Below are 13,222 nucleotides of genomic sequence, written 5' to 3'. Positions count from 1 at the left end.
CCGCTTGTTGCTCGAAGCGATCCAGCGCGGAGCCATTGGTGAGTCGGAACTGGAGCGAGTAGCGTATACCCTGCAAGTAGGGAGAGAAGCGATGGACGCGCGCCTGGGCTTCACAGCAGCTTCGTTGGAAGAACTGAAGGACAAATTGCATGGCTATGTGGAAGGGAAGGACGAGCATACCGACCTATACACAGGGCAGGCAAGGAAGAATAAAGAAGCAATGGCGCTGATCGGAGGGGACGAAGATTGGCAAACGGTAGCACAGGCATGGATGGAAAAAGGGAAATATGACAAACTGCTAGCCTTCTGGAGCAAGGGGCTTTCCGTCGATTGGAACGGCTTGTATGTAGGGAATAAACCGAGCCGAATGAGCTTGCCAACATATCCATTCGCCAAGGACCGCTACTGGGTGATAAAAAATGACGCTAGCCTTGGTCAGTTATCGGGAGACAGACAGGTAAGTGAAGTGGATTCTTCTTCAGAAGAGTTTTCCAGGGAAGTTACTACTGAAGCGCTGAGGCTCATTCCAATATGGGATGAAATCCTTTTACCCATAGCTAGGCGAACAGAGTCGACAATGGAAGAAGGAAGAATTATCGTCATCAACGGCACGATGGATAGTAAATACCAGTTAATGAGTTATTTTCCGCAAGCAGAACTTATTGATGTGGATGGAAACGACTCAACAGCAATGATTAAGAAGAAACTTCAACATGGTGGCGATATTAAACGTATTGTATGGCTTTCGTCGACAACTTCTAAAGGCACCATTATGGACGGGACGTTATTAGATGATCAGGAAGACATATTGTTTTCAGGTTTCCGAATCATTAAAGCAGTATTGGAGCTTGGTTATGAAGCCAAGGCACTGCGCTGGGATGTATTTACCGTTCAGGCTCAAACGGTTCGCAGAAGCGAATGGACGAATCCTGTTGATGCTGGAATCTATGGATTAATGGGGACATTGGCGAGAGAATATCCTTCCTGGAGTATGAACATTGTGGATATGGAGGAGGGAGCGGAATGGCCACTTTCCGATGCGCTAGATTTACCTCCTGATCGTTACGGTCAAGCATGGGTTTACCGAGAACAGAGATGGCAACGTCGCAAACTCGCGATGATTAAAGATACGAGTCAGACGAATCTAGAAGCGCAGCGAATGAATGGTGTGTATGTCGTTATCGGTGGCGCAGGTGGTATTGGCGAAGTTTGGACAGAACATATGGTTCGGAATTATAAAGCTCAAGTGGTGTGGATTGGCCGAAGAGCTTGTGATGAAGTAATTCAATCCAAATTGGATGCACTTGCTGTACTCGGGCCAGCCCCACTATATCTCGTTGCTGATGCATCCGATCTTGTTGCGTTAAAACAGGCCTATATCGAAATTAAGAATCGTTTTGGAACCATTCATGGGGTTGTTCACGCAGCCGTTGACTTATTTGATCAAAGCATACAAGCAATGGATGAGAATCGATTTAGAAATGGATTGAAAGCGAAAACTGACGTAAGTATAAGGCTGGCACAGGTTTTCCGTCATGAAATACTTGATTTCGTACTGTTCTTTTCCTCTATGAATTCTTTTGTCAAGACGCCGGGTCAGAGCAACTATGTGACGGGTTGTCTATTTAAAGATAGTGTTGCTCATCGATTGTCACTGGAATGGTCATGCAAAGTAAAAGTAATGAACTGGGGTTACTGGGGCGATGTTGGTGCAGGAGCTTCAGCCTTGCATAGGGAGCTTATGAACCGGGCAGGAATTGCTTCTATTGAATCGGCTGAGGCTATGGAAGCCCTGGAATCGTTGTTGCATGGTCCCTTGGATCAAATGGTGTTCGTGAAAACTTCCGACCGCACATCTATTAGGGGGATTGTTGGTGAGGAGGTTGTCGAGATATATCCTGAGACACTTCCAGCTGATATCGATATTGGGCATGTCTTTGAAGACTTGCCGGATAATACCCTTTCTATTGCTTTGCAGAAACACATGAATAGTGAAACGGAATCCACTCCTATGTTGAAAAACTTGCAAGCCTTTATGCTCAAACATGCATCGGTGCTGTTACAAGTTGGATTTGAGGAAATACATGTCGATGTTGATTTGTATGAGTATGGTTTCGATCCGATCCTATTGACTGAGCTAGTGACTCTGGTAAACCGTACGTATGGAATTGAGATGACTCCGCTTGCTCTGATCGAGAATCCCACAATTCTCAGTTTTTCTCGATATGTGGAACAAATCTACGGAGATGCTATTACGGCTCTACAGGTCTAAACAGAAGAATGATGCCTAGAGACGTGAGATGAGCAACATAAAAAAGGAGTTCGATAACTATGAAATTAAAAGGAGACCGAGCAGATGAATGAATCAGTGGATGAAGCGATTTATAGCAATAAGATTCTTGCAAGGTCTGTTGCTGCTTACATTGGAGAGAGAATTAAGCGTGATGCCACAGACCGCTTAAAGATTCTGGAGATCGGCGCGAGTAGTGGGGAGGTGAGTCGTACTGTTCTCCAGAACATTGACTGTTACCGGGATTTTATTGAGGAATATAGTCTTACTGATATCTCGCAAGCTTATATTCATCAAGCTATGGAGAATAATAACTCAAGTTTTCCTTATTTAATTTGTAGAACCTTCACTATCGATTCTGATCCATCTGAACAAGGATTTTCAAAAGGTGAATATGATTTGATGATAGCGGGTGGTACTTATCTTGCCAAAGGCAGCATCAAAAGTGCAGTTCGGAATACCAAGAAGCTCTTAAAGAGAAATGGCTGGCTGGTGATTTATGAGAATGCCCCCGTTTCGACCTCAGAAATGCCGGAAAGATGGACAGCTATACTTGAAAGCGAAGGCTATCGAATCGTTCGCCATTCGCTCCAGAGCGAAGCTCATCTTGTCATTGCTGCAAGTGACGGTATGATACGAATTAGTGAGCCAGTCCATGGTCACTTGAAGACTGGGACAGAAGCCGAGACCAGAAATCGGGTTGAAGAATCTTCTCTATCTCTTCAACTGAATGTGAACAGAACCTCACCAACTCAAAAATCAATGGTATCAAAGCAAGATGACTCCTACCTTGAGATCCGAGTAGTTGACACAATAATCGGAAAATTAATGGAAACGTTACATATCAAGGAGCAGTTGATTGATCCTGAAAGACCGTTCACGGATTATGGTTTGGACTCTATCACGGGTGTTCAATTCATTCAACAGTTGAATGAGTATTTACAAATTGATCTAGAGACGACTTGCCTGTTCGATTATAGCTCTGTTCTCGGCTTAGCTGCTTATATCGTCACACGGTATAATGAGCGGCTTCTTTCTCTTTACCAAGCAGATGATAGATTTACAGAGTCAGAACTCGTGTCTGACGAAGTTAATCACAGTGTACTTGAAGATGTCGATCGACATGAAAAAGGGATTGATAAACAGCGCTCATCATCGGGAGTAAACAAAAAAGGGGCTAGTCAGGGTGGTGTTCACTCGAAAGAACCCATTGCCGTAATCGGGATGAGCGGACGATTCGCCAAATCGGAAACACTGGAACAATTGTGGGAACATCTTGCTGAGGGCCATGATCTAATCGAAAAAGTAACGCGTTGGAATCTGGAAGAATATATGTCTGGGGATTACTGTGATTATGGTAGCTTCTTGGACAATATTGATCGTTTCGATCCTTTGTTTTTCAACATTTCAGGTGCGGAAGCTTCCTATATGGATCCACAACAACGTTTCTTTTTAGAGGAGTCTTACAAAGCTCTTGAGGACGCAGGATATGCTGGAACACAGATACAAGGTAGATCCTGTGGGGTGTATGTCGGGTATAACGGAGCAGATTACGACAGGTTGATTGGTCCAGATGCGCCACCGCAAGCCATGTGGGGAAATTCTGCATCGATCATTCCAGCTAGGATCTCTTATCATTTAAATTTACGTGGGCCAGCAATTACGGTAGATACCGCTTGCTCCAGCTCATTGGTAGCGATTCATCTCGCTTGCCAAGGACTTTGGAGCGGAGAAACAGAGATGGCCTTAGCCGGAGGGGTATTCATACAAACGACGCCTGGTTTCTATATTTCTGCTAACCGTGCGGGTATGTTTTCTCAATCCGGTCGCTGCCGTACTTTTGATGAACGTGCGGATGGTTTTGTTCCAGGCGAAGGTGTTGCAGTGGTTGTTTTGAAGAAACTTGAGGCTGCTATGGCAGATGGCGACCATATTTATGGTGTAATCCGAGGCTCTGGTATGAATCAGGATGGTGCAACGAACGGGATTACAGCACCGAGCGCTCTTGCGCAAGAAAGGTTACAGCGCGATGTCTATGATACGTTTGGTATTGATCCGTCAGCAATAGAGTTGGTAGAGGCACATGGAACGGGTACAAAGCTTGGTGACCCTATTGAACATCAAGCACTTACTAAGGCATTTCGAGCATACACGGACCAGCGAGAGTACTGCGCTATCGGTTCAATAAAAACTAATATTGGACATACCACATCTGTGGCGGGTATCGCAGGGTTTATCAAGGTATTGTTATCTTTGAAAAACAGACAAATCCCACCGTCCTTACATTTTGAAAAACATAACCCCAATATTGACTTGGCTGGGAGTCCGTTCTATGTCAACACGCGTCTTCAACATTGGGAATCACCATCGTTGGGAGCGCGTCGATTAGGAGCAGTCAGTTCATTTGGCTTCAGTGGAACGAATGCACATATCGTACTTGAGGAGGCCCCGGAAAGGGAGACAAAATCAATTAGTAAGCCTGCTCATTTGATTGTGTTATCAGCAGCGACAGAGGGGCAATTACGAGAACAAGCTGAACAGATCGTTTCTTATTGTGAAAAACCGGGAACTAAATATTGTAGCCATATGAGCTTCACACTCCTTGTGGGGAGAAAACATCTTTCCAACAGGCTTGCTCTTATCGTAAGGAATGAGGATGAGTTGAGAAGTACACTTTCCCAGTGGCTTGAAGGTGTCACATCTCCTCGATTATTTGTAACCACCAAGTCGGAAACGGTTGCAACCCGTGAACGGCCTTCTCTTAGACGGATCGGCAACCAATGTATTCGCAATAGTCTGATCTCGGATGACGTGCGTGAATACATAGATAACTTGGAAGTTGTAGCAGAGTTATTTATTCAAGGATATAAATTGGATTATGAGGTGCTGTTTTCGAATGATCATTACAGCCGAGTGTCTATGCCTACCTACCCTTTTGCAAAGGAGAGCTATTGGGTGTCAGATGCGAAGGCATCTCCGTCTGGATATGTTTCAAACACGGTAGTGCGGTTTGATCCCAGTTCTGCAGGAATTGAACATGCAGAACCTGGTTCCTCAGGTATTCCAAGCGAGGGAACCGATGAGCGTCTGTTGAAACTGGTATCGTCCATATTACGCATAACTGTTGATCGGATCGATGATAAACAAGATTTGTTCAGTTACGGCCTCGATTCGATAAGTGGTATGTCGCTTATGAACGGGGTGAAAGAGGAGTTTGGAGTTGAGATGTCATATAAGGAGCTCCTCAACTATAGATCGGTTCAAGAAATAGCGGAGTACATCCTTAAAAACACTCAGTCTGGACCTCAGGATTGCTTACAACCAGACTGCGAAATGGCGAATGTTAGTCTAGAGGAAACCCTTAGGTTCCCTCTATCGTCCGGTCAATTGGGCATATGGCTTATTCAACAGCTCGCTCCGACAAGCTATGCGTATAACTTGCCTCATGCCTTCAGAATCAAACAGAAAATTGATTCGGATGCATTGTATAAAGCTGTAAATGGGATTGTTAACCGTCACCTGCTCTTGAGAGCTGTAATTGAAATGAATGGGACTGAAGCGGTTCATGCCATTTACCCTGAGAACCGGTTTCTCTATGAAACAGAACATGTTTCACATTTGTCTGATGAGGAACTCAACGCATATTTGATTCAAAAATCGCGGGAGCCTTTCCAACTAGAAAAAGGACCACTTCTTCGTGTATGTTTACTGACCAAAACAGAAGATGAACATATTCTGTTTATCAATGTGCATCACATCGTATTCGATGGAAGTTCATTAATGGTGCTTCTAAAAGAGCTATTACTGTTGTATGCCAAGGCTTTAAATGGTGATTCGATGGTGCTTGCTGGACCTGAAGTAACGTATAAGGCTTTTGTAGATTGGCAGCAGAATTTTCTTGGTAGTGAGACTGGGCAGCGTCAACAAGCCTACTGGAGAACTCAACTATCGGGTGAAACGCCTACGCTTCAATTACCTTATGATCGTCCACGGCCGGAAACTTCCAATTTCCAGGGGAAAACGTACATTCAAAGGTTAGATGAAGCACTGACGCAGAACGTTCATCAGGGTAGTGTGAAGGAAAAGGTTTCCCCATACATTTTTATGCTTAGCACTTTTAAAATGCTGCTGCACCATTATACCGGGCAAACAGATATAGCAGTCGGAACGGCACTCCGAGGCCGACAGGAGAAGCAATTCAATGACGTCATTGGTTATTTTGCCAACATCGTTATGATACGTAGTGAGGTTACCTCGGAACTTCATTTCGGAGATTTTGTGAAGCAGGTTCAATCTAAAACGTACGACGCTCTTGAACACGGGAATTATCCTTTTGCAGAAGTCGTGAAAGAGATGCAGGGGAAAACGAACCGCGGAGACGCTCCCATCGTTCAAGCTGCATTTGTATTTCAAAACTGGCTAAAGCCAGAAGATCTGCTCCAAAATGGAGAAGAGTCGATCAATGAGAACAGCCTGCTCATGTTGGAGCCTATTCATGAAATCCACCAGGAGGGCGAGTTTGATATCTCCTTTGAGGTTTATTATATCGACAACCGTTATTCTATCTTTATCAAGTATAATCCGGATCTTTTTAATGAGTCGACAATCGAACAGATTGGCGGTCATTACGAACAGTTACTTCATGAAATGTCTACCGGAAGCGATAAACTTGTTGGCGAGGTCGATTTTCTCTCTGAGGCTGAGAGAAGCTTACTTCTAAGCGAATGGAATGATACGGAAAGTAACTATCCGGACGATAAATGCATTCATCAACTATTCAAGGAGAAGGTTAAGCTTTTCCCCGATCAAACAGCTGTTTCCTGTAAATCGCGTTCTTTAACCTATAAAGAACTGCATAAACGTTCGAACCAAATGGCGAGAGTGCTGAAGAAGGCTGGAGTAAAACGTGGCACGATCGTAGCTGTGGCAGCTAAGAGATCCTCGGAATTAATGATTGCACTGTACGGGATTCTTAAGGCCGGAGGGGCTTACTTGCCAATAGATCCTGATTATCCTGCAGAACGAATTGAATATATATTGAGTAACAGTGAAGCCTCTGTATTGCTTATGCTTGAACCCTTAGGTTGCGAATTTAGTTTCTCAGGAGAACGCATTTTGTATGACAAAAATGTGTTGTTAAGCATGGGTGATGAAGAGTTGAATAATATTAATAAGCCTAACGATCTGGCTTATATCATATATACCTCTGGCTCGACTGGCAAACCAAAGGGTGTCATGATCGAACACCGTTCAGTTATAAACCGATTGAAATGGATGCAAAAGGTATATTGTTTAACCAGTGATGATACGATACTTCAAAAAACTCCGTTTACATTTGATGTTTCAGTGTGGGAGTTATTCTGGTGGTCGTTAGAAGGCGGCAAGCTCTACATGTTGGACGCTGGAGCTGAGAAGGACCCGCATTTAATTGCTCAGGCTATTGAGGAACAGGGCATTACTGTGATGCATTTCGTCCCTTCAATGTTAAACAATTTTCTCCAATATATCACTGGATTCTCATCCATCAACAAACTGTCGCATCTGAGACAAGTGTTTGTAAGTGGAGAAGTGTTGACTGGTGCTCAGGCAAAGCTGTTTCATCAGACATTACATCAGGCTTATGGGACTAGATTGATGAATTTATATGGTCCAACTGAGGCTACCATCGATGTTTCATATTATGATTGCACTGCATCAGACTCACTTTTGAGAATTCCAATTGGTAGACCTATTGATAACACGAGTCTATATATCCTTAATTCGCATAATCGGCTACAACCTGTAGGGATTCCAGGCGAGCTTTGCATTGCAGGGGTGAGTGTTGCTCGCGGTTATGTAAATAATGCCGAATTAACGGATGCCAAGTTCGTTCCAAATCCATTCGTACTCGGAACAAAAATGTACAGAACTGGAGATTTGGCAAGATGGCTTCCGGATGGGAACATTGAATATTTAGGCCGAATGGATAGACAGGTGAAAATAAGAGGACATCGGATTGAACTTGGGGAAATTGAAGCAGTTTTATCCTCATATGAACAAGTCAAAGAAGCGCATGTCATGGTTAGCCCAAAGAAAGATATGTCAGGTAACATGCAGTTGCTCGCCTTTATATGTGCAAAGGAAGCAGATATCCTCTCTACCGAATCGATTAAACAATATTTGAGGGGCATGCTACCAGAATATATGGTACCTGCATATTTCGTGCAGATGGATGCGATGCCTCTAACTGTTCATGGGAAGATTGATATGCACTCGCTTGCTGCTCATGCGCTAGATATATATCCAAAGGCTTCTATTAGCAAGGTAGATGAAACAGATACACAAATCAAGCAGCAGATCATGGCGGTGTATCGCGAAGTATTACAGCTTGATGATATTAATCCAGTAGACAATTTCTTCGATCTCGGGGGTCACTCTATGTTGCTTGTTACGGCTGCAATTAAATTGAAGGATGTCTTAAATAGAGAGATTACCACCGTTGACATGTTCAAATATCCAACTGTGGAATCCCTAACTCGTTATTTGAGTAAAACCGAAACGGTAAATCCATTTGACAGAAGTAAACAAAAAGCGAAAAGACAACGGGAAATCTTAATGAAGATGAGTCAGGCCAGAACAAAGTGAAAAGTTAGAGAGGGAGAAAATACATGGATAGTAGAATAGATGATACAGATGATCAACTTGCTCTTGATATCGCCGTGATCGGCATGTCCTGCTCGTTTCCACAGGCAAAAGGACTAGAGCAGTTCTGGGAGCTCCTTAGAAGTGGTAAGGAGGCAATATCGTTTTTTACAGATGAGGAACTGTTGGAAAGAGGTGTTTCAAGAGATCGATTGAACGATCCTAACTATGTCAAGGCTGCTTCAATTATGGAAGATCACGACGTTTTCGATGCTGGATTTTTTGGAATTAGTCCGAATGAAGCCAAAAGTATGGATCCGCAGCACCGTATTTTTCTGGAAGGATGCTGGGAAGGACTTGAACATGCAGGCTATGATCCGGAGAAATATGATGGTGACATCGGCATCTTCGCAGGTGTTGGCATGAATACGTATTTATTTGAAGTGCTTGGGAAAAACCCTGAGTACTTAAAATCGATCAGTCAAGAGCAGATTATGATAGGTAATGATAAAGACTTCCTGCCTACAAGGGTTGCTTATAAGCTTAATTTACGAGGGCCAAGCATCAATATTAATACGGCATGCTCTACTTCTTTAGTTGCCATTCATCTATCGCGCCAAAGTTTACTTCTAGGTGAGTGTGATATGGCGATTGCTGGAGGCGTCTCAATTTCTCTTCCGTTCCGGAATGGGTATACCTATATGAGTGATGGTATTCAATCCCAAGATGGACATTGCCGAGCCTTTGACGCTGACGCAGGGGGGACGATTTGGGGAGATGGCTGCGGAGTCGTCGTATTGAAGAGACTGGCAGATGCAATCAGAGACGGTGACAGCATTCATGCAGTCATCAAAGGGTCAGCGATAAATAATGATGGATCAAATAAAGTTGGGTATACCGCCCCAAGCGTTGAAGGGCAAAGTAAAGTCATCGTTGAGGCGCTTGCGGTGTCCGGGCTTTCTCCAGACCAAATTAACTATGTTGAGGCCCATGGTACGGGAACTGCTTTGGGCGACCCTATTGAGATTGCTGCTTTAAGCCAAGCTTTTCGTTACGGTACAGACCGTCAAGCATTCTGTCCGATTGGATCTGTTAAAACGAATATTGGCCATTTGAACTCAGCAGCCGGTATCGCTGGATTGATTAAAACGATTCTATCGCTACAAAATAGACAACTGCCGCCAAGTCTCCATTATAAGAGCCCTAATCCAAAGATCGACTTTGAGAGTAGCCCTTTCTTTGTTAATTCAACGTTAATGGATTGGGAAATGGAATCAGGACCATTACGTGCAGGAGTAAGTTCCATGGGGATTGGTGGGACTAACTGCCACGTTATTGTGGAAGAAGCTCCTGCAGTATCAGCTCAGCCAGCTACAATACAAGATGTAGAGCAGCACACACTTCTTTTATCAGCACGTTCTCAAGAAGCTTTGGAGCGTGTGACAGTCAACTTAGCCGATTATTTAGGAAACCATCCCGAACTTTCAATCGAGAACGTTGCTTACACGCTTCAATGTGGACGGCGTTCATTTTCACACCGAAGAGCTCTACGAGCTAGAACCATTGAGGAAGCCGTTTTTATTTTGCGAGAGAGGGAATCAGGAGCGTTACTTGATGCTAGAGATGTACAGTCTAATGAGAGTTTCTTATGGCAGGATCCTGAGCTTGAGGCATGGATTAAAGGCAGAGAGGTCAATTGGTTAGTACGCTGGGAGCGTAGGTCGCCTCGTCGCGTTCCGTTACCGACGTATCCATTTGAACGAACAAGATATTGGGTTGAGCCTGCAGCAGCTCCAACCGAGCAGCTTACTGCTCAGCATGATGATTATTTCAAAAAATTGGAGGACATGAGTGATTGGTACTATTTGCCGTCATGGAGAACGTCATCATTATCCTTCATTCATAAACCTCAGGAAGCTAAAGTTCGTATGATTTTCCTTGATAAATTTGAGGTAGGTGATGCCATCGCTTCTTCATATGAGAAGGAGCCGGGAACAACGATTAAAGTGACAATTGGCAAACGGTACAAGCAAACGGAAGAGTTATCTTTCGTTCTTAACCCTACGGAACCGGATGACTTTCGCAGAATGCTGACCGTTTTGCACGAATCGGATCTTTTACCAGACAGCATTATTTTTGCATGGGGGCTGGACACAGCTTCCTACGAAAGTGAACCTAATCTCAAAACATTAATCAATGCCCAGAACAATGGATTCTTTGCGCTGCTTCAACTGGTTCAAGCCATTGATGAACGATTGCTTACTAAAAAAGTAGAACTTATTGCATTAACTAATAATGCGTTTGACGTGTTGGGTAATGAAACGCTTTGTGTAGATGCAAGCACGATTTATGGTTTGTTACTTGTTGTGCAGCAGGCGTATGACAATTTTGTATGCCGGCTTATCGATCTGTCTGTCTTAGAATCGGAACCATCTTCTAAGCAGCGCAATCAAACCATAGTGGCAGTTCGAAAAGAAATCGAACATCCAACCAACGAACTTGTATGCGCTTACCGAGGAGAGAAGCGCTTTGTTCGGAAATATGAGTCTCTGAAAGTAGAGAAGGACGCGCCACGATATAACACACTGCGGAGCGATGGTATTTATCTTGTATTTGGAGCATTGGAAGGCATAGGTTACCTCATATCCGAACACATGGTACGCAATATCGGGGCGAAGGTACTTATACTTGAGGAGAGCAATTTTCCAGAGCAAGCGGATTGGAACAAATGGCTGCTGGAAAAGGGTGATGATGATCCGATAAGTCAGAGAATTCAACATGCAGTCTCACTAGTTGAGAATGGCGCACAGTATATAGGTAGGATTGGGAATATGGAGGAAGTTGACACATTACTGACGTCTGTTCAAGCTCAAGTAGGCACGATAACAGGAATTATCCATGCTCCAGGGGCTTCAAATGCAAAGAGGGTTCGATCCATAGCAAGTACCAGTAAGGATACTTGGGAGGAACATTTTGATAATGTCGTATTTAGCTTAATTGTGATGGAACGTTATTTTCATAATAAACCCCTTGATTTCCGTATCATGCTGAATTCGTTAGGGTCAGTGCTCGGTGGGGATGGTTTTATTCAAATTGCGACTGTTTCAAACTATGCCAAAGCTTACCTTACTAGACAGAATCGAATGGACGAGCAGAATTGGGTTGTACAATGCTGGGATTCTTGGGTTATTGAGTGGGGGCAGATTCGGAATTATCTACCTGATGCTGTATACGCACGCTTGGAGCCATCTGTATTGACGCACGAAGAAGGTATTGATTGCTTTGAGCACTCTTTTGCCGTAAGTGGAGTTGTGGAGCTAGATATTTCGGCAACTGATTTGAATAACAGATATAAAAAGTGGGTCTCATTAGAACCTCTTCAAAAAGAAAACTCGAAGGAAATGGAAAAGGAAGCCAAGCATTCTCGGCCAGACCTGATTACAGCCTACGAAGCCCCATCTAGTGATATCGAAAGATCTCTTGAGGCTATTTTTGGAGAACTACTGGGTATCGAGGCAGTTGGGATTCATGATAATTTCTTTGAATTGGGCGGTCATTCGCTTTTGGGACTACAGTTAGCTTCGAAAATACGGAATCAGTATCATGTGGATGTAAATATTTATTATATCTATAACTATCCTACAATTGCAGGTTTAACCGCTTATCTGGAATCTCCGGAACAAAACATCGTTGTCTAGTTAATTGCACAAGTTGTTAATCTTGAAGAAGAGTCTACTTATTAATTATGAAAGTGGGGAATGGGTATGTTAGTTTCGTTGGAACGGAAAGAATGGGAAAATTTTGATGATGAGGCACTGTTTAGAGCGGTTATTTTACCGACAGTTCATGAAATGCATAGTGGTGAGGCTCCATTAAACAAATTTGAGGTCTATAAGAAGCTTACCTTAGGTCAGCGCGCAGTTTTTATGTTCTGGGTGCTCTATGATCATTCGGATAAGGAAATCGATCAGTTCTATACATGGATTCCGTATATGAGGGAGTCAGAACAGAGTTATTGGCCGGAACTGAAAGCTGGAGTTTCAACTATTGGGGACGAAGCATTGTTGCTTTTTCTTAACGATTGCGAAAAAACATTTGACTTACTGAAACAAGTTAATCAAAAACACGATCCGAATTGGAAGGATTATTTTCATTCCGATTTGGTGAAACACCCTGAATTACGACCTTATGTTAGAAGTCTTCATTTAACTTTTGAAAAGATAGTCCCAACAACAATTTCAATTATTGGTAATTATATTCGTAACGTCCCAAATGAGTTTGTCCAAATCAAAGAGTAAATGATTTAAAAGA

Annotated in this window: 4 protein-coding genes; all 4 read left to right on the top strand. The window is 43.3% G+C overall.

What is annotated here, in order from left to right; genetic code table 11:
• Positions 1–91: 91 nt before the first annotated feature.
• Positions 92–2,272 carry a beta-ketoacyl reductase gene (locus tag ACFTRD_RS31065; protein WP_379386765.1) on the top strand — a complete coding sequence of 727 codons (2,181 nt, stop codon included), beginning with the start codon at positions 92–94 and terminating at the stop codon, positions 2,270–2,272.
• Between the two features lie 84 nt (positions 2,273–2,356).
• The gene (locus ACFTRD_RS31060; RefSeq protein WP_379386763.1) at positions 2,357–8,914 is read left to right on the top strand and encodes an amino acid adenylation domain-containing protein; all 6,558 of its coding nucleotides are present in this window, start codon (positions 2,357–2,359) and stop codon (positions 8,912–8,914) included.
• 23 nt (positions 8,915–8,937) lie between these two features.
• Entirely contained in the window at positions 8,938–12,609 is a 3,672-nt protein-coding gene (locus tag ACFTRD_RS31055; RefSeq protein WP_379386761.1) for a type I polyketide synthase, read from the top strand.
• 66 nt (positions 12,610–12,675) lie between these two features.
• Positions 12,676–13,209, top strand: a complete 534-nt coding sequence (locus ACFTRD_RS31050) for a hypothetical protein (RefSeq protein WP_379386759.1) — start codon at positions 12,676–12,678, stop codon at positions 13,207–13,209.
• Positions 13,210–13,222 lie beyond the last annotated feature (13 nt).

The organism is Paenibacillus sp. NPDC056933, assembly GCF_042674385.1.
Lineage (GTDB): Bacteria > Bacillota > Bacilli > Paenibacillales > Paenibacillaceae > Paenibacillus.
This window is presented reverse-complemented; position numbering and strand designations above follow the sequence as displayed.

Coding starts and splice junctions, on each gene's coding strand:
- ACFTRD_RS31065 (WP_379386765.1), top strand. CDS start 92: ATGGACGCGCGCCTGGGCTTCACAGCAGCTTCGTTGGAAGAACTGAAG.
- ACFTRD_RS31060 (WP_379386763.1), top strand. CDS start 2,357: ATGAATGAATCAGTGGATGAAGCGATTTATAGCAATAAGATTCTTGCA.
- ACFTRD_RS31055 (WP_379386761.1), top strand. CDS start 8,938: ATGGATAGTAGAATAGATGATACAGATGATCAACTTGCTCTTGATATC.
- ACFTRD_RS31050 (WP_379386759.1), top strand. CDS start 12,676: ATGTTAGTTTCGTTGGAACGGAAAGAATGGGAAAATTTTGATGATGAG.